The following is a 17,670-nucleotide window of genomic DNA, read 5'->3' as shown; positions in this document are numbered from 1 at the left end:
TCAGCCCATCATCTGATGCGCCACCTTGCGGCCGCCGATCCAGACCTCGGCAATCGCGCGGTCATCGCCTTTCATGATGGTGGGGAACACGGCCTCCCAGAACTGGCTGGCCTCCTCATGGCGCTGGGCGATGGCGGGGGTCGAGGCGAGGTCGAGCACGATCAGATCGGCCTCCATCCCCGGTGTGAGATTGCCGATCCGGTCCTCCATCCGCAGGCTGCGCGCCGAACCAACGGTTGCCAGCCACAACAACTGCGCCGGATGCAGGGCCGCGCCGCGCAATTGCCCGACCTCGTAGGCCGCCGCCATCGTGCGCAGCATCGAGAAACTGGACCCTCCACCCGTATCGGTGGCCAACCCGATGCGCTGGCCTTCCGCCATCAGACCGGCCATGTCGAACAGGCCAGACCCGATGAACGTGTTCGAGGTCGGGCAATGGATCAGCGCCGCGCCATGTTCGCGCAGCCGGTCGCGTTCACGCGGTTCCAGATGGATGGCGTGGCCGTAAAGCCCATACGCACCCAGCAGGCCATGCGCCTCATAAGTGTCGAGGTAATCGCGCGCATCGGGAAACAGCGACCGGACCCAGTCGATCTCGTCGGTCTGTTCGCTCAGATGGGTCTGCATCAGGCAGTCAGGGTGTTCGGCCCAGAGCGCGCCCATCGCCTCAAGCTGCTCGGGGGTCGAGGTTGGCGAAAAGCGCGGCGTGATCGCGTAAGATATCCGGTCGGTGCCGTGCCATTTTTCCAGTAGCGCCTTGGATTGGTCATAGGCGCTGCGCGCGGTGTCGCGCAGCCCATCGGGCGCGTTGCGATCCATGCAGGTCTTGCCCGCCACAACCCGTTGGCCGCGCGCCTTGGCGGCCAAAAAGAAGGCATCGACGCTTTCGGGATGGATGGTGCAGAAGCTGCACATGGTCGTGGTGCCATGGGCGGCGGTGATATCGAGATAGCGGGTTGCGATGTCCATCGCGTAATCGGGTGAGCCGAATTTCATCTCTTCGGGGAAGGTATAGAGGTTCAGCCAGTCGATCAGCCGCTTGCCCCAACTGGCGATCATCGCGGTCTGGGGGTAATGCACATGGGCGTCGACAAACCCCGCCAAGATCAGCTTTTCGCCGTGATCGGTGACGCTGGCCTGCGGATAGGTGGCCGTCAGACTGTCCGCCGCGCCGGTCGCGGCGATCTTGCCAGCGCTCAGCGCCACCGCCTCGTGCAGGACGACCGCCTCTTCGGGTGTGCCGTCGAACGGAGACCCGGTGAAGGACAAAACCAGCCCCTTCAGGATCGTTTCCTGCGTCATTTCATTCCTCACTTCGCGCCATCTGTGCCCTGACAGAGAATAGGCGCGCGTGAATTTTTGGTAAATCGCGCCATTCTCATTGTTTTCCCATAGATGCTTCTTCTATTTTGCCCCCAATCAAGAAGAGGGCAGCGCATGACCACCGACGACATCTCACCCGATTCCGACTGGCAGCGCGATGACGAGTCCTATGAGCTGGATCGCAAGCTGGTCACCGCGATCCTCTATGCGGTCGATGTGCAGGATCGCGACAAGCTCATCGAGTTGATGGAGCCGCTGCACGCTGCCGACATTGCCGACCTTCTGGAGCAGATCAATGCCCACGACCGGGCGCGCCTGATCCGGCTTTATGACAAGGAATTCGATGGCGACATCCTGTCAGAGCTGGACGACTCGGTGCGTGAAGAGGTCATCAACGTCCTGCATCCGCATGTTCTGGCCGAAGCGGTGCGCGATCTGGAAAGCGACGATGTGGTCGATCTGGTCGAGGATCTGGAAGAGCCGCAGCAGGAGCAGATCCTCGACGCGCTGGAAGATGCCGACCGGGTCGCGGTCGAACAGGCGCTGAACTATCCGGAGAACTCCGCCGGGCGGTTGATGCAGCGCGAGGTTGTCATGGCCCCGGAACATTGGACCGTCGGCCACGCCATCGACTACATGCGCGGCACGGATGATCTGCCGGAGCAGTTCTATCATGTCGTTCTGGTCGATCCGCGCATGCGCCCCATTGGCAATGTGGCGCTGGGCAAACTGATGGGTGCGAAACGCGAGGTGGTGCTGACCGATATCGCCGAGGAGGAGTTTCAGACCATCCCCGTCGATCAGGATGAAGAGGACGTAGCCTATGCGTTCAACCAATATCACCTGATCTCGGCGCCTGTCGTTGATGCTGATGGCCGGTTGGTGGGGGTGATCACCATCGATGACGCGATGATCGTTCTGGACGAAGAACATGAAGAGGACATTCTGCGCCTTGCCGGGGTCAGCGACGAAAGCTCGCTGTCCGACAGTGTCGCGGCTACCAGCCGCCGCCGTCTGCCCTGGCTCGCGGTGAACATGTGTGCCGCGATCTGCGCCTCGCTGGTGATCTCGCAATTCGAGGAAACCATCGCCGAACTGGTGGCGCTTGCGATCCTGATGCCTATTGTCGCTTCGATGGGTGGCAATGCCGGAACCCAGTCGCTAACTGTTGCGGTGCGCGCGCTGGCCACCAAGGACCTGACCGCATCGAATGTCTGGCGGGTGATCCGGCGCGAGGTGACGGTGGGCATGTTGAACGGGTTGTGTTTTGCCATCGTGCTGGGCGTGGTCGGGATGGCCTGGTTCGCATCGCCCATGCTGGGCGTGGTGATCGGCACGGCGCTGATCATCAACATGGTGGTGGCCGGGCTGGCGGGCACGGCGGTGCCGGTAATTCTGGACCGGATGGGGGTTGATCCGGCCCTGGCCTCGGGGACCTTCGTGACGACAACCACCGATGTGATGGGGTTCTTCACCTTCCTCGGACTGGCCTCGGTGGTCCTGCTATGAATGATCTGACCGAGATAAAGGCCGCCGCGCGCAAGGCCGGTTTCGCCCGCCGCAAGATCGCGTTCGAGGGCCGTCCGCCGGGCGCTGCCGGGCGCTTGTCGGAGGTGCTGGCAGGCTATCGCGGTGTGCCACTGTCGGGCTATATGCCGATCCGGACCGAGATCGATCCGCTGCCCGCCATGGCCGAGGCGGCGGCGCACGGGTCGGTCGGGGTTCCGGTCATTCAGGGGGCGGGGCAGGCGCTGCGCTTTTCACGCTGGGTGCCCGATGGCCCGCTGCGCGATGGGCCGTTCGGGGCCAAAGTGCCGCTGGAGGATGACTATTTCGACCCCGAGATCCTGATCGTGCCGCTGGTGGCCTTTGACGCAAAAGGCGGGCGGCTGGGCTACGGCGGAGGGTTCTATGACCGCACGCTTGAGGGGCTGCGCGCCAAACGCGCAACGCTGGCCATCGGCTTTGCCTTTGACGCGCAAGAAGCTGGTAGCCTGCCGCTGGAACCCACCGATCAGCCGCTCGACATGCTAGTCACCGAAAGCCGGGTGTTGAGCTTTCGCTGAGCCACTCAGGTGGGATTGTTCTCTCGGAAATACTCCCAGGCATCCACTTCGGTGCCATCGGGCAGGGTGCAGATGCCGGACTGGCCTGCCTCACCATCGCGGATTTCATATTTTGCACCGCTGTCGATGCAATAGGTGGCCGCCGGGTTGGCCAGTTGCGGCTTGGTCTGAAGCGCCGTGTCACAGGCGGCCAGCGTGGTCAGTCCAAGAGGGATCAGCAGGAAACGGGTCATGGGGGAACTCCGGTTGGTCGCAGGGTGCCCCTATACCTTAAGCGCTTGCGCTCGGGATGCGCCACACTTAGGACCAAACTCATGAAGATACTTTTTCTCGGCGACGTGATGGGCCGTGCGGGCCGGGCGGCGGTGCAGACGCATCTACCGCGCCTGCGCGAAGACTGGAAGCTGGATTTCGTCGTGGTCAATGGCGAGAACGCCTCGAACGGGATGGGGCTGACCGGCGATCACGCCAAGCTGCTGCTGGAGGCCGGTGCCGATTGCGTGACGCTGGGCGATCATGCTTTTGATCAGCGCGACATGCAGCAATTCATCGAGCGTGAGCCTCGCGTGATCCGGCCCCTGAACTTCGCCAAAAGTGCGCCGGGGCGCGGCTATCGCCTGTTTGACGCGCCGGGCGGGCGCAAGGTTCTGGTCACGCAGGTGCTGGGGCAGGTATTCATGAAACGCCCCTTTGACGATCCATTCTCAGCGATTGAGCCTGTACTCAAATCCCACCCGCGCGGCGGGCTGGCACAGGCGGTGATCGTGGACATGCATTGCGAGGCGACCTCGGAGAAGATGGCGATGGGTCATTTCTGCGACGGGCGCGCCAGCCTTGTGGTTGGCACCCATACCCATATCCCTACAGCCGATTCGCAGGTTCTGCCCGGCGGCACCGGCTATCTGAGCGATGCGGGCATGTGCGGCGATTATGATTCCGTGATCGGTATGGAGAAGACCGAGCCAATGCGCCGCTTTCTCACCGGCATGCCAAAGGCGCGTTTTACGCCTGCGACCGGGGAGGCCACGCTTTCGGGCATCTATCTGGAAACCGACGATCGCAGTGGCGCGGCGCAAAAGGTCCGTATGGTGCGGCTCGGGGGGCGTCTACAGCAGGCGGAGCCCTGACCTCCCGGTCAGGTGTCGATGATCTGCCGGATATGCGCCACCGCGCGCTCCAGCCGGTGGGACTTGCCCGGCAGACGTGAGCGCGCGGCGTGGTGCAGCGCAATGGCGACCGAGAACGCCGCCGCGAGGTCGGGTTGGCACCCGGTGTCGCGCGCGGCTTGCTGATAGGCCGCAAAAACCTGCCGGAAATTCCGCTCCCCATGAAAATAAATCACCGAGCCCAGATCCCAATGCGGGTCCAGTAGTGTAGCGTCTCCAAAATCGATCAAGCCGACGAGTTGGTCGCCATCGCAGATCAACTGCTGCTCATGAAGGTCGCTATGGCATATCACCGGCCTGCGCTCTGCGACCCGTGCGGATACCTTTTGCAGCAGGGCATGCGTTCCGGTCTCGATCTCTGGTGCTGCGGCAAAGGCGGGTGATGTGAAGTCCTGCGGCCAATGTTCCGGCAAAGGGTGGTCAAAGCGCTGCAGGAGGCCTGCAACAGGATCAGACGTGGCCCCATGGATGCACGCCCCGTCGACATGCGCAGGCCGCCCGAAGCCACGCACCGGGACCTGATGCAGCGCCGCCAAAGTCTCGCCCAAAGCCCGGCAGACCGGTGCGGGCAGTTTGCCACGCGGGGGATGGCGGCCGACCAACAAGGGCTCAAGCGTCCAAGGGCGGCCCTGCCATAGCGTGCCCACCTCGTCCGAGGACAGCACCGGGCAGGAAACCCGTCCGCCACGGTCGCTGATCCACTTGCGCAGAAACCGGTCGAGAGGGCCATTCAGCGTGCGGGCCGGGCTGTCGATGATCCGCAGCACATAGGCGCGTTGATCAGACCATATTTCCCAAACCCGACTGGTCGCGCCTTGGGCCAGAAACCCGGTATGGCGCGGCGTTTCGCCAAGATGGTCCAACGTTTCAGCCGCGAAACGCTCGAAACTTTGGTGATCCATGCGCCCTCCGAACCCTTGGAACATAATCGGGGTGGCGCGCGCAATGGCAATGCCCAAGCCAGCGTGGCAGGCAGAATGCTGGCCGAAAACCCGAAAACTCTGACCGAAACGGCCGGTGCGGATAGGTGCCGATATCCCATATCACTAACAGGACCGGGAAGGTGAGGATGCTGAAGGGGTCAGTCTCACCAGGCCGGATGGCTGCAGGGAAACCGCGCTGTCCGGCCCCCGGTCACCCACCACTCACGGCGGTAGGTGCAGGTCGGGCTTGCCCCGGCCTGCACAATGCGGGAAACTGCCTCCCGGCACATCTTCGGGCCGGGTTACGGGCAACAATCTGACTCCATGCAATTTCTCCAGCTTTCCGATACCGCCAGCGCAATCCTGGCGCTTATGATCGTCGCGGGGATGTTTGTGATGTTCCTGCGCGAGACGTTCCCCACCGAGGTGGTGGCGATCAGCGGTGTCGCGCTGATGCTGGTGAGCGGTATCCTGCCTTATCAGGCGGCGTTGCCGGTGCTGGCCAACCCTGCGCCCTGGACCATCGCGGCGATGTTCATCATCATGGGCGCTTTGGTGCGCACCGGGGCGCTGGATGCCTTCACCTCGACCGCGCAGCGACAGGCCAAGGTGAACCCGCGTATCGCCATCGGGTTGCTGATGGGCTTTGTCGTGGTTGCCTCGGCATTTGTGTCCAACACACCGGTCGTGGTGGTGATGATCCCGGTCTTCGTGCAGATCGCGCGCACGCTGGGTGTTGCCGCCTCCAAACTGCTGATCCCGCTCAGCTATGCGGCCATTCTGGGCGGCACGCTGACGCTGATCGGCACCTCGACCAATCTGCTGGTCGATGGCGTGGCGCGCGCGCAGGGGCAGGCCCCGTTCTCAATTTTCGAGGTCACGCCGCTGGGCATCATCCTTGTCATCTATGGCATGATCTATCTGCGCTTCATCGCGCCCAAGCTGCTGCCGGATCGCGATAGCATGGCGACGCTCTTGAGCGACAAGTCGAAGATGAAGTTCTTCACCGAGGCGGTGATCCCCCCCGACAGCAACCTGATCGGCCGCGAAGTGACCGGCGTGCAGCTGTTCAAGCGGCAGGGCGTTCGCCTGATCGACGTGATCCGGGGCGATGCCTCGTTGCGGCGCAACCTCAAGGGGGTCGAATTACAGGTGGGCGACCGGGTTGTCCTGCGCACCCAGATGACCGAGTTGCTGAGTCTGCAGAGCAACAAGGAACTCAAGCGCGTCGATCAGGTCTCGGCGGTTCAGACCTCGACGGTCGAGGTGCTGATCACGCCGGGCTGCCGCATGGTCGGGCGCACGCTGGGCATGCTGCGCTTGCGGCGGCGCTATGGGGTCTATGTGCTGGCGGTGCATCGCCGGAACCAGAATATCGGTCGGCAATTGGACGATCTGGTGGTGCGGGTGGGCGATACACTGCTGCTGGAAGGGGCGCCGGAGGATATTCAGCGGCTGGCCACGGACATGGATATGGTCGATGTTTCGCACCCGTCGGCGCGGGCCTATCGGCGTGGTCACGCACCTGTTGCCATCGCAGCCATGGTCGGGATCGTGGTGTTTGCCGCCCTGGGGCTGGCCCCGATCCTGCCCTTGTCGATCATGGCCGTGGCGCTTGTACTGGTGACACGCTGTATCGACGCGGATGAGGCGTTTTCCTTTGTTGACGGGCGCTTGCTGGCGCTGATTTTCGCAATGCTTGCCATCGGGGCCGCGCTGGAGGCCTCTGGCGCGGTGCGGCTGATCGTCGAAGCGATTGCGCCCTTCCTTGGCATGATGCCGCCCTTCCTAGTGGTCTGGGCGGTCTATCTGCTGACTTCGGTTCTGACCGAGCTTGTGTCCAACAATGCGGTGGCGGTGGTGGTCACGCCGATCGCCATCGGACTGGCCGGTGCGATGGGTATCGATCCGCGCCCGCTGATCGTGGCTGTGATGGTCGCGGCCTCGGCCTCGTTTGCGACCCCGATCGGGTATCAGACCAACATGATGGTTTATGGCCCCGGAGGCTATCGCTTCACCGACTTCATGCGCGTGGGCATTCCGCTGAACCTGACCGTCGGAATGCTGGCCTCGGCGCTGATCCCGTTCATCTGGCCCTTCTGATCGGCCAGAGTTGAGCGTTCTTCGGCCAATCGCGCCTAATATGCCTTGAAACCGCATGTGCCGCCCCGATCTTGGCAGCACATCGCATCGGGAAAGGATGAGCGAGATGATTTTTCGAGGTCTGATGGCCGCACTGCTGACAGGTGCCGCGCTGGGGACGGCTGCGATGGCAGGAACCATTGACGGAACCGCCACTTACAGGGAACGGATCGCCGTTCCGCCGGGGGCGGTGTTGGAGGTCAAGCTGGTCGATATCTCGCGCGTGGATGCGGCGGCGATCGAGCTTTCGGGCAAGCGCTATGCTCTGTCGGGCGTGCCGGCGAAGTTCAGCCTCGACTATGACGATGCGCTGATCGAGGACAATCACAGCTATGCGGTCGAAGCGTCGATCCTGCTGGATGAGAAGCTGCTGTTCACCAACGACACTGTGTATCCGGTCTTGACGCGCGGGGGCTCCAACACGGTTGATATGGTGCTGGTCAAGGTTTCCGGCCCGGAGGAGGCGCAGGTGCTCGACAACAGCAAATGGCAGGTCAGCGAATTGGCGGGCGCACTAGTGACATCAGAGAAGAAGCCCGAGATTAGCTTCGCTGAGGGTGGCCAGTTTGGTGCGACCGGAGGCTGCAATCGTTTTGTCGGCACAGCGCAGATCGGCTCACGCACGATCGATTTCCCAGACAATATGGCAGGCACGCTTATGGCCTGCCCGCCCGAGCAGGATGCGGTCGAACAGCAATTCCTGAACGGGCTCACCCGCACCACAGGCTACGTGGTCAATGGCGATCTGCTGGCCCTGACCGATGCGTCCGGCGACACGGTGATGCGCCTGACACGGCTGCCCTAGCGGCTGCGGTACCAAAGGATGAACGGGATCGACACGGCATACATGGTTATGCCGTAAACCGCTGAGGGCAGAGCCAATACGCTAAACCCGGTGGCGGTACCGGTGATGAGCCCCGCCATCGTTATGCCAAGCGTTGAGTTCTGGATGCCGGTCTCGATTGAGATGGTCTTGGTTTCCTGCCAGCTCAGCCCGGCACCGCGCCCCAATCCCAGACCAAGCAGTAACAGCATGACGTTCAGCGCAACCAGACTGGCCCCCATGGTGCCGAGGTTCTCGGCAAACACTGTCCAGTTCCCCGCCAGCGCGGCAATTACAATGAGCACAAAGAGTGTGGTGGCAAGCGTCGAAAGCCCCTTGTCGATCCGCAGCGCAAAGCTGCGCGCGAAGGAACGGATGGTGACGCCGATGGCAACAGGCAGGGTCGTGATCAGGAACATCGCAAGTGCAAGCCCGGCGATCGACACGTCGGGCGCCTGTTCGCCCAGGAAATGCCCGACCGACCAGGCGGCGAGGATCGGGACGGTCAGGATGGAGAGCAGGCTGATGATCGCCGTGAGCGTCACCGACAAGGCCACATCGCCTTTCGCCAGTTTCGACAGGATATTGCTGGTCACGCCACCGGGGCAAAACGACAGCAACATGAATCCGGCGGCAATCTCAGGCGGCAGGCCAAAAAGATACGCAATTGCAAACGCCACCACAGGCAGTAGCACAACCTGACAAAAAGCCCCTATGGCAAAGGCGTATTTTCGCGTCAGAACACGGCGAAAATCCGCAATCTCAAGCCCGATGCCCAAGGACAGCATGATGATGGCCAGCGACAGGGGCAGGCCCACATTGATCAGAAAATCCAAACTCTTCCTCCCAAAGGCGTTTCGGGGACGCTAGAGGAAGGCAGGGCGGTCGGGCAACGGGGAATGCCGCGAGGTCATTCGTATTTTCTGGCAAAGCGGCGCAGGATTTCACCGGGTTCGGTGACGTCCGCAGCCTTGCATACAGCGATCAACCGTTCCGCATCCGAGGGCGGGAAGTAGCCGTAGTCCTTGTAAATCTCGATGCGTTGCTCGAAATCGCTTGCATCCGCTTCGGGGTGGAATTGCGTGGCATAGACGTTTTCACCATGCCGGATCATCTGATAGGGGCAGGCCTCGGACCGGACCAGGTGCACGCAGCCCGGCGGCAGGTCCTGCACCGCTTCCTTGTGACCGACAAAGGCCTCGAATTCCGGTTTCAAGCCGGTGGTGAGCGGGTCGGTCGCGCCGTCCTGCGTCAGCGCGCAGTGCGAAGGGCCGACAGGTTCGCTATAGCGCGCCTTGCTTACCTCACCGCCCAGATGGGCCGCCAGCACGCCCAGACCGTAACAACAGCCCATGAACGGGTGATCCTGTTCGATGATCTGTGGCATGAGCCCCATCACCTGCGCCTCGATCCGCGCCTCAAGCGGGGGTTTGGTGGCCGGATCATCGCTGATGCATCCCGGCCCGCCGCCAACGATGACCCCGGCATAGTCGCTCACCTGCAGCCCCTCTGGCAACGTTTCGCAATCCAGCCGGATGCGATGGGCGCGATCCTCGGTCAGATCACATTTGTGCAGGATTGAGGCGAACTCGGCATCTGCCGCGTCATGTTCGGGGCGCAGTTGTAGGATCAGAAAGCGTTTCATGGCTGGGCTTTAGCGCGATATGGCCGGTATTGGCAACGCCCATCGGGGCGGCTTGCGATCCGGTGCCGGCGCGATAGTCTGAGCGTTCTGCATGTGATTGGAGTGTGGTATGAGCGAACCTCCCATCATCGCCTGGGACTTTGATGGCGTTCTGAACCGGAACATCCGTGATGGCGTGTTTTTGTGGGCCGAGAGCTTTGAGCAGGACCTCGGGCAGTCGCTGGATGTGTTCACCAAACATGTCTTTGCCGATGATTTTGACCGGATCATCACCGGGCAGGAGGATTTGCGGGATCGCGTGGCCTCTTGGGCTGAAATGGTGGGATTTGTTCCGGGGCCGGATGCATTGCTGGACTATTGGTTCAGAAAGGATGCCTTGCCGGATGTCGAGGTTCTGAAGGTGCAGGCGGCACTGTCGGCCAAGGGGATCAGGCAGGTTATCGCGACCAATAACGAAGCCCGCCGCGCGCGCTTTATCGAGGTCGAAATGGGCTTTGCCGACCGGGTCGCGCATGTGTTTTCCTCGGGCCGGATGGGCGTGCGCAAACCGGACCCGGCGTTTTATGCGCGGATCACCGAAACGCTGGATGTGGCACCCGACAGGATGCTTCTGATTGATGACTATCAGGCCAGCGTCGACGCGGCGTGCGCCTTAGGATGGCAGGCCCATTTTTTCTCGGATGACAGCAGAGACGATGTTCTGGGCCATCTGCGTGCGCAGTTTTTGTGAGCTTGGACGGTCTGCCTCACATCGGCCAGAACAGCAGGATCGCGGGGATCGAGACTGCGACAACCAGTATTTCGAGCGGCAGGCCCATGCGCCAGTAATCGCCAAAGCGGTATCCGCCCGGGCCGAGGATCAGCGTATTGTTCTTGTGCCCGATCGGCGTCAGGAACGCGGCCGAGGCGGCAACCGCGACTGCCATCAGGAACGGGTCGGGTGAGACATCCAGCGTGGTTGCCATCTGTATGCCGACCGGGGCGGCGACAATGGTGGTCGCGGTGTTGTTGAGCACATCGGACAGCGTCATCGTCACCACCATCAGCACCGTCAGGATCGCCCAGGCGGGCAGGCCGTTGGTAAATTGGATGAGGGCACCGGCAATCAACTCTGTCCCGCCCGAGCTTTCCAGTGCTGCGCCAAGCGGGATCATCGAGCCCAGCAGGATCACCACCGGCCATTCGATGTGATCATAAAGCTCGGCGATGGGCAGGATGCGGGTCAGCACATAGGCCACCACCACCAGCCCCAGCGCCACCGGCAGGTAGATCAGCCCAACGCTCGCCGCCAGCACCGCCGCCGCAAACAGCCCGATAGCGAGCCAGACCTTGTCATTTGCTGTCACGGACAAGCCGCGCTCGGCCAGTGGTAGGCAGCCCAGCCAGTCGGTGACGTCGGCGGTTTTGTCACGCGGGCAAAGCAACAGCAGGATGTCACCCGGCTCGACCTCGGTCTTGCGCACCTGATTTCGGATGCGCGTACCCTGGCGCGAGATGCCCATCAGCAACGTGCTTTGCCGCCAGGCCAACCCGACGCCTTGAGCGGTGCGTCCGGTGATCCGTGCGCCTTCGGGGGCCACCACCTCGATAATCTCCAGACCTTCGCCCTCAGCGGTCAGCAATTCCTGCCGTTGCGCGTCCGAGAAATCCAGCGAAAGAGCCGCGCGAAACTCATCCAGCGCCTCGGGCTTGGCCTCCAGCACAAGCGCATCTCCGGCTTTGAGTAAAGCGTTTGCGGCCCGGCCATAGCGACGTTTGCCGTCGCGGATCAGGCCAATGATGGCTACATCCGACTGGTCGGCGGTGTCATAGAACTCTGCAACGCGCTTACCGATATGGGGCGACTCCGCGGGGATCGTGAGTTCTGCGATGTAGTCGGCCAGAGCGGTCGCGGTATCTGCCTCGGCGCCCCGGTCCGGGATCAGCCGCCAGCCGATTAGGGCGACGAATGCTAGCCCGGCCAGCGCGGCCAGACCGCCCACAGGCGCGAAATCGAACATGTGATAGGGCGTGCCGACCGCTTGTTCGCGGATCGAGGCGATGATGATGTTGGGCGGGGTGCCGATCAGCGTGGCCATGCCACCCAGAATGGTGGCGAAACTGAGCGGCATCAGCGTCAGACCCGCTGCGCGGCCCGCCTTGCGTGCGGTCTGGATATCAACCGGCATCAGCAGCGCAAGGGCCGCCACATTGTTCATGAAGGCTGACAGCACCGCGCCGATCCCGCCCATCAGCGCGATATGCGTGCCCAGTTTTCGCCCCGAATCCACCAGCGTGCGGGTGATCAGGAACACCGCTCCCGACCGCACCAGCCCGGCGGACACAACCAGCACCAGCGCCACCACCACCGTGGCGGGGTGGCCAAAGCCCGAAAACGCGTCCTTGACCGGGACCACGCCCAGCACAACGCCAATGAGCAGGGCGGAAAACGCAACCAGATCATAGCGGTAGCGGCCCCAGAGCAGCATACCGAAGACCCCGATGAACAACGCGAACAAAATCATCTGATCCAAAGTCATGCTGCCACCATAGGGATGGGTGGCGCGCGGGCAAGCCGGTCCCTTGATCCTTTTGCCCGCAAGGGTCTATATGATCGCCAGTCAGAACACCGAGCAACGAGGACGATATGGCCGGCCATTCCAAATGGGCAAATATTCAGCACCGCAAGGGGCGTCAGGATGCGGCGCGCTCCAAGCTGTTTTCCAAGCTCAGCAAGGAAATCACCGTCGCGGCCAAGATGGGCGATCCCGACCCCGACAAGAACCCGCGCCTGCGTCTGGCGGTAAAAGAGGCCAAATCGAACTCGGTCCCCAAGGACGTGATCGACCGCGCGATCAAGAAATCGCAAGCGGGCGAGGGCGACGATTACGAAGAGATCCGCTATGAGGGCTATGGCCCCAACGGCGTGGCGGTAATCGTCGAGGCGATGACCGACAACCGCAACCGCACTGCTTCGACCGTGCGGTCAACCTTCTCCAAGAACGGCGGAAACCTGGGCGAGACCGGCTCGGTCGGGTTCATGTTCGAACGCAAGGGCGAGGTGATGTACACGGCTGAGGCGGGCGACGCCGATACGATCTTTGAGGCCGCGATCGAGGCTGGCGCAGAGGATGTGGAAAGCTCCGAAGACGGCCATATTATCTATTGCGCGGATACCGATCTGAACGACGTGTCAAACGCGCTGGAGGCGGCGCTTGGTGAATCCGAATCCACCAAGCTGGTGTGGAAACCAACCACAACCACCGAGCTTGATCTGGATGGCATGCAAAAGCTGATGCGGCTGGTGGATGCACTGGAGGATGATGACGACATCCAGCGCGTGACCACCAATTTCGAGGCCGATGACGAGGTCATGGCGCAGCTTTGATCGCGCTTTGAGGAATGACATGGCCCGGAGCATCGCTCCGGGCTTTTTTTGTGCACGCTGCTGTGACGATTTATCCGGTAACCGCAGCACTCTCCTGTGCCGGTCGCCAGAGTGGGCCGACGCCGATCAGCAGAACGATCAGGTTAAAGAACACGTTTGACACGTTGCCCGAGGCCGCCGAGCCTGCACTATCCAGAACGAACCAGGCGAGAATGCCATAGAGCACGCTCTTGCGCACGGCTTCCGGCGCGTGATCATAGACGTGTTCTGACAGGTTCCAGATCATCACGCCCCAGCCCAGCAGGAACCCACCCGCCAATGCCGACAAAAAGCGCGTATCGGGCGCTGCGAAGGTTGCGCTGCCGTCCAATGGCCAGCCCAGAAGGTCAAGTGTGATGCGGGCGGGGCCGGTCGTGGCCTCGATGGAGCCAAGGAAGAAGACCGGAGCAAAACTGGCCACGACCAGGGCGGTGATCTTGAGCCAGAACTTATGGAAACTCTGTGACATCTCTGTCCTCCTTAATGGATATGATCCCAGGATGAGCTGTCGGGGGTCATCGGTGCAATTACCTGCAAGGTAACTGACCTTCGTCCGGGTCCACGCTATGCTTTGGGTATGACAGAGTTTCCCAGCACACTGAAAACCTGGCGCGCCGCGCGCCGGATGTCGCAACTGCAACTCGCGGTCGAGGCCGAGGTCTCGTCCCGGCACATATCCTTTCTGGAGACCGGTCGCGCCCGCCCCAGCCGCGAGATGATCGGGCGTCTGGGCGACGCTCTGCAAATGCCGCTGGATGCGCGCAATCAGATGCTGGTCACTGCGGGTTTTGCCCCACGCTATCCGCAACGCCCGTGGGAAGCTGACGATATGGCCCCAATCCGCGCGGCGGTCGCGCATATGCTGGACAGTCATTCGCCTTATCCCGCGCTCGCCCTCGACCGGCTCTGGACGGTGCTGCGCATGAACGCAGCTGCACAGTTGCTTTACGGCCAGTTGGGGCTTTCCGAGGGCGGCAGCCTGCTTGATCTGCTGATGTCGGATCATTTGCCGGGTCTGGTCGAGAATTGGCCCGAGGTGGCCCGTCACGCCGCCCTTCGGTTGCGGATCGAAAGTGCCTCGCAGGGTGGGGTGGCCCGGCTGGACGCGGTGGCGGATCATCTGACGCAGATGCCGCCGCCTGCGGATCACGCGCGTGCGCCGGTGGTGCCCACGATCCTGCGGATGGGCGATATGCGGCTGGCGCTGTTTGCCACCATCGCCCAGTTCGGCACGCCCGAGGACCTGTTGCTGGATGATCTGAAGGTTGAGCTGTATTTTCCCGCCGACCCCGAAAGCGGCGAATTGCTGCGCGCGTTGGCCAGGGCCGGGGGATAGGCGCGGCCCTAGGTGATCTGCCGGATGCCGTTTGCAAAGACCTGCCGCCATCGCAGAATGCGATAGCTTTGGCGCAACCCGGTGTCCCAGAACGGATCGCGATGCACCAGTTGCTCGACCTTGTCTTCTGTCTCGGCAGCGACGATCCACAATCCTCCCTGACCTGCGCCCGTGGGGCTGGAAAGCGGACCCGCAGCACTAATGGCGTCTGCATGCGCTTCCAGAAAGGCCAGATGTGCACTCATATGCTTTTTGCGGATGTCGAGGTCGGCATCCGGGTTGTCCTCAAACAGAATGATAAAGGTTGTCATGTCATCTCCTGCATGTGTTCGGGAACACAGACTAACCCGGCTTTCATGCAGGTTGATCTGGCAAGTGGGTAAGTTCATTCTGCAAAAATGCAGGATCATGACTGGAACGACCTGAAATATCTTCTTGCGCTTCATCGCGCTGGGCGGATGTCTGGCGCAGGCCGCCTTGTCGCCGTGAACGAGACCACCATCGCGCGTCGGATCAGAACGTTGGAACGCGTATTGGGCGCGCCACTTTTTACGCGTGCGACGGATGGGAGGTATGAGGTCACCGAATTCGGCCAACGGATCGTGACGCAGGCCGAAACGATCGAAATGCAGCACCTGCAGATTTCCGAGAGTGCTGGTCTGGCGCAATCCGCCCTCACCGGAACGGTCCGGGTCAGCGCTGTACCGGCTTTGGTCAATCGAGTGTTGGTGCCTGGCTTCGCCCCGTTCGCCCGCCAGCATCCGGAACTGACAGTCGAGCTTGTGCCCGAGGCGCGCAATGCCGACCTGACGAAACGCGAGGCTGATCTTGCGCTGCGCTTCGCCCGTCCTGCGTCGGGCGGGTTGCGCGTGAAGGCGCGAAAGCTCGCGGCGCTGAAATTTGCGGTTTATGGGCCCAGGGCAGAGTGCGAGCGCGCCGATCTGCCCTGGATCGTCTATGACGACGCCCATGCGTCGCTGCCACAGGCGCGCTGGCTTGGCAGCGTGGCGGGGAACAACATCAGCGCGCTGCGGGTTTGTGATCTGGACACGGCGCAAGAGGCGGTGGGCGCAGGTTTGGGTCGTACCGCGCTGCCGGTGGTCTGTGCCGAGGGGGATACACGGCTGATGCGGTGCGAAACAGGCGATATCGCGCCACCAGAGCGCCCGCTATGGCTGCTGTCTCATGCCGGCGAGCCTCAGCGCGCTTCGATTGAGGCGGTCAAGGAGTGGATCATCGGTCTGGACTGGCGGGCCAGCGCGCTCAGCCCGCCCTGATCAGCCCATCCTGCGCGGCCTGTTTCACGGCGCGGGTGAGGGGGGCGAGCGCCGGGGCCATCACCCGGCTGACTTGCCAGCTCAGCGCAACGTCCAGCGGTTGATCCGCCAGCAGGGCGACGAGCTTGCCGTCGCGGATCGGTTGCCCTGCAAGTGACTCGGGATTCATGCCCCAACCCAGCCCGGCGCAGGCGGCATCGACGAAGGCCTGGGTCGAGGGCAGGAAATGGCTGGGCGGCGTGACGCGCTTGCCGATCACCTGCTCGATCCATTTTTGTTGCAGATTGTCCTTGCGGTTGAAGGTCATGCAGGGCGCGACAGACAGCGTTGCCGCGCTCACGCCCTTGTCAAACCAGCGATTGGCAAAGGCCGGGCTTGCGGTCGCGAGATACCGCAGATGCCCAAGTGGAACCGCGTCACAGCCCGGCGCGGCTTTGGTGCCGGAACAGATCGCCGCGCTGACCGCCCCGCGCCGCAGCCAGTCGGCGGAGTGGTCCTGATCATCTATCACAAGGTCAAACAGCACATCCTCGACCTGTGCCATCGCATCGACGAACCAGGTGGCGAGGCTGTCGGCATTGACGGCGATGCGCAGACGGGCGGGCCCTGCCTTTTGCTCCAGCGACAGGTCCCGGCTCAGCTGCGCCTCAAGCAGGCCGACATCCTCGGCGTGTTTGGCGATCCGCAGCCCGGCCCGCGTGCCCGTGCAAGGCGTGACGCGTTCGATCAGCGCGGCACCCACCCGTTCCTCCAGTGCCCGGATACGCTGCGAGATGGCCGATTGCGTCACCGCCAACTCGGCGGCGGCGGCCTCGAAACTGCCCAGTCGCAGAATCGCGGCAAGGGCGCGCAGCTGGTTGGGGTCGAACTGCATTAGAGTTACTTATCTGACGTTACCATCTTTAATTTGATAGCGGCGATGCGCCCGGTTAGTCAAACCCCGTTCATAGCGGAGAGGCACATGCTGGCATCATTCATTCCCGGCTTCCTTCTGGGGTTCAGCCTGATCCTGGCGATCGGGGCACAGAATGCGTTTGTGCTGCGCCAGGGGCTGCGGCACGCGCATGTCTTTGCGGTCTGCCTGAGCTGCGCCATCTCGGATGCGCTGCTGATCGCGGCGGGTGTGGCAGGCTTTGGTGCGCTGGCCACGGCAGTGCCCTGGTTCGAGCCGCTCATGCGCTTTGGAGGGGCCGCGTTTCTGACCGTCTATGGCGCGCGTAGCTTTCACGCCGCCTGGCGCGGTGGCGAAGCGTTGGAGACCCGCAATGGTGCAGGTGTCGGATTATGGGCGACATTGGCGACGCTGCTGGCACTCACCTGGCTCAATCCGCATGTCTATCTGGATACCGTGGTGCTGATCGGGTCGGTTTCGGCGCAATACCCGGACCGGCTGAGCTTTGGTTTGGGGGCGGTGACCTCAAGTTTCGTCTTCTTCTTCTCGCTGGGTTATGGTGCCCGGCTGCTGGCACCGTTTTTTGCCCGCCCGCGGGCCTGGCAGGTGCTGGACGTACTGATCGGCGTGATCATGTGGGCCATTGCCATCAAACTCATTAGCATGTGAAG

At 62.5% G+C, this 17,670-nt stretch carries 19 protein-coding genes; 10 read left to right on the top strand and 9 right to left on the bottom strand.

Translation table 11 applies throughout. From position 1 onward, the window contains the following. Nucleotides 1–1,302, bottom strand: coding sequence for a guanine deaminase (gene guaD, locus Q5Y75_RS11920; protein WP_306197570.1), 1,302 nt, complete (start codon nucleotides 1,300–1,302; stop codon nucleotides 1–3). Between the two features lie 135 nt (nucleotides 1,303–1,437). Between guaD and mgtE the strand changes: the two genes are divergently transcribed. Both mgtE and Q5Y75_RS11910 read left to right on the top strand, forming a co-directional pair. Further along, on the top strand, nucleotides 1,438–2,832 hold the full coding sequence (gene mgtE / locus Q5Y75_RS11915) for a magnesium transporter (RefSeq protein WP_306197568.1): 1,395 nt from the start codon (nucleotides 1,438–1,440) through the stop codon (nucleotides 2,830–2,832). Further along, the gene (locus tag Q5Y75_RS11910; RefSeq protein WP_306197566.1) at nucleotides 2,829–3,389 is read left to right on the top strand and encodes a 5-formyltetrahydrofolate cyclo-ligase; all 561 of its coding nucleotides are present in this window, start codon (nucleotides 2,829–2,831) and stop codon (nucleotides 3,387–3,389) included. The genes mgtE and Q5Y75_RS11910 overlap by 4 nt, the downstream gene beginning before the upstream one ends. Nucleotides 3,390–3,394: 5 nt before the next feature. Here Q5Y75_RS11910 and Q5Y75_RS11905 read toward each other — a convergent pair whose 3' ends face one another. Further along, the gene (locus tag Q5Y75_RS11905; protein ID WP_306197565.1) at nucleotides 3,395–3,622 is read right to left on the bottom strand and encodes a putative hemolysin; all 228 of its coding nucleotides are present in this window, start codon (nucleotides 3,620–3,622) and stop codon (nucleotides 3,395–3,397) included. 81 nt (nucleotides 3,623–3,703) lie between these two features. On the opposite strand from Q5Y75_RS11905, the gene Q5Y75_RS11900 reads away from it, so the two are divergent. Further along, nucleotides 3,704–4,516, top strand: a complete 813-nt coding sequence (locus Q5Y75_RS11900) for a TIGR00282 family metallophosphoesterase (protein ID WP_306197564.1) — start codon at nucleotides 3,704–3,706, stop codon at nucleotides 4,514–4,516. Between the two features lie 8 nt (nucleotides 4,517–4,524). On the opposite strand, the gene Q5Y75_RS11895 is transcribed toward Q5Y75_RS11900, so the two are convergent. Further along, nucleotides 4,525–5,457, bottom strand: coding sequence for an aminoglycoside phosphotransferase family protein (locus tag Q5Y75_RS11895; RefSeq protein ID WP_306197561.1), 933 nt, complete (start codon nucleotides 5,455–5,457; stop codon nucleotides 4,525–4,527). Between the two features lie 345 nt (nucleotides 5,458–5,802). On the opposite strand from Q5Y75_RS11895, the gene Q5Y75_RS11890 reads away from it, so the two are divergent. Beyond that, complete coding sequence (locus Q5Y75_RS11890) at nucleotides 5,803–7,581, top strand: SLC13 family permease (RefSeq protein ID WP_306197558.1); 1,779 nt, start codon at nucleotides 5,803–5,805, stop codon at nucleotides 7,579–7,581. Between the two features lie 106 nt (nucleotides 7,582–7,687). Beyond that, entirely contained in the window at nucleotides 7,688–8,425 is a 738-nt protein-coding gene (locus tag Q5Y75_RS11885; protein WP_306197556.1) for a YbaY family lipoprotein, read from the top strand. On the opposite strand, the gene Q5Y75_RS11880 is transcribed toward Q5Y75_RS11885, so the two are convergent. Both Q5Y75_RS11880 and Q5Y75_RS11875 read right to left on the bottom strand, forming a co-directional pair. Next, nucleotides 8,422–9,279 (bottom strand): bile acid:sodium symporter family protein, encoded by an 858-nt coding sequence (locus tag Q5Y75_RS11880; protein ID WP_306197554.1) that lies wholly within the window; start codon nucleotides 9,277–9,279, stop codon nucleotides 8,422–8,424. The genes Q5Y75_RS11885 and Q5Y75_RS11880 overlap by 4 nt on opposite strands. A gap of 74 nt (nucleotides 9,280–9,353) precedes the next feature. Beyond that, on the bottom strand, nucleotides 9,354–10,088 hold the full coding sequence (locus Q5Y75_RS11875) for a glutamine amidotransferase (protein WP_306197552.1): 735 nt from the start codon (nucleotides 10,086–10,088) through the stop codon (nucleotides 9,354–9,356). Nucleotides 10,089–10,197: 109 nt separating this feature from the next. On the opposite strand from Q5Y75_RS11875, the gene Q5Y75_RS11870 reads away from it, so the two are divergent. Then, on the top strand, nucleotides 10,198–10,818 hold the full coding sequence (locus Q5Y75_RS11870; protein WP_306197550.1) for an HAD-IA family hydrolase: 621 nt from the start codon (nucleotides 10,198–10,200) through the stop codon (nucleotides 10,816–10,818). Between the two features lie 16 nt (nucleotides 10,819–10,834). Here Q5Y75_RS11870 and Q5Y75_RS11865 read toward each other — a convergent pair whose 3' ends face one another. Next, nucleotides 10,835–12,607: an SLC13 family permease gene (locus Q5Y75_RS11865; protein WP_306197549.1), complete on the bottom strand. Its 1,773-nt coding sequence runs from the start codon at nucleotides 12,605–12,607 to the stop codon at nucleotides 10,835–10,837. Between the two features lie 107 nt (nucleotides 12,608–12,714). Here Q5Y75_RS11865 and Q5Y75_RS11860 point away from each other — a divergent pair, with 107 nt between their 5' ends. After that, nucleotides 12,715–13,455, top strand: a complete 741-nt coding sequence (locus Q5Y75_RS11860) for a YebC/PmpR family DNA-binding transcriptional regulator (protein ID WP_306197547.1) — start codon at nucleotides 12,715–12,717, stop codon at nucleotides 13,453–13,455. A 70-nt stretch (nucleotides 13,456–13,525) separates the two neighbouring features. On the opposite strand, the gene Q5Y75_RS11855 is transcribed toward Q5Y75_RS11860, so the two are convergent. Beyond that, complete coding sequence (locus tag Q5Y75_RS11855) at nucleotides 13,526–13,963, bottom strand: hypothetical protein (protein WP_306197545.1); 438 nt, start codon at nucleotides 13,961–13,963, stop codon at nucleotides 13,526–13,528. A gap of 108 nt (nucleotides 13,964–14,071) precedes the next feature. On the opposite strand from Q5Y75_RS11855, the gene Q5Y75_RS11850 reads away from it, so the two are divergent. After that, the gene (locus Q5Y75_RS11850; protein ID WP_306197544.1) at nucleotides 14,072–14,830 is read left to right on the top strand and encodes a helix-turn-helix domain-containing protein; all 759 of its coding nucleotides are present in this window, start codon (nucleotides 14,072–14,074) and stop codon (nucleotides 14,828–14,830) included. Nucleotides 14,831–14,838: 8 nt separating this feature from the next. On the opposite strand, the gene Q5Y75_RS11845 is transcribed toward Q5Y75_RS11850, so the two are convergent. Then, nucleotides 14,839–15,141 (bottom strand): YciI family protein, encoded by a 303-nt coding sequence (locus Q5Y75_RS11845; protein WP_306197542.1) that lies wholly within the window; start codon nucleotides 15,139–15,141, stop codon nucleotides 14,839–14,841. Nucleotides 15,142–15,228: 87 nt separating this feature from the next. Between Q5Y75_RS11845 and Q5Y75_RS11840 the strand changes: the two genes are divergently transcribed. Continuing rightward, nucleotides 15,229–16,107: a LysR family transcriptional regulator gene (locus Q5Y75_RS11840; protein WP_306197540.1), complete on the top strand. Its 879-nt coding sequence runs from the start codon at nucleotides 15,229–15,231 to the stop codon at nucleotides 16,105–16,107. Here the strand turns inward: Q5Y75_RS11840 and Q5Y75_RS11835 are convergent. Then, complete coding sequence (locus Q5Y75_RS11835) at nucleotides 16,094–16,981, bottom strand: ArgP/LysG family DNA-binding transcriptional regulator (protein ID WP_306197538.1); 888 nt, start codon at nucleotides 16,979–16,981, stop codon at nucleotides 16,094–16,096. The two genes, Q5Y75_RS11840 and Q5Y75_RS11835, sit on opposite strands and share 14 nt — an antisense overlap. A gap of 87 nt (nucleotides 16,982–17,068) precedes the next feature. On the opposite strand from Q5Y75_RS11835, the gene Q5Y75_RS11830 reads away from it, so the two are divergent. After that, nucleotides 17,069–17,668, top strand: a complete 600-nt coding sequence (locus Q5Y75_RS11830; protein ID WP_306197535.1) for a LysE/ArgO family amino acid transporter — start codon at nucleotides 17,069–17,071, stop codon at nucleotides 17,666–17,668. Nucleotides 17,669–17,670: the final 2 nt, after the last annotated feature.

Origin of the sequence: Ruegeria discodermiae, assembly GCF_030758345.1 — a bacterium.
Classification (GTDB): Bacteria; Pseudomonadota; Alphaproteobacteria; order Rhodobacterales; family Rhodobacteraceae; genus Ruegeria_C.
This window is presented reverse-complemented; position numbering and strand designations above follow the sequence as displayed.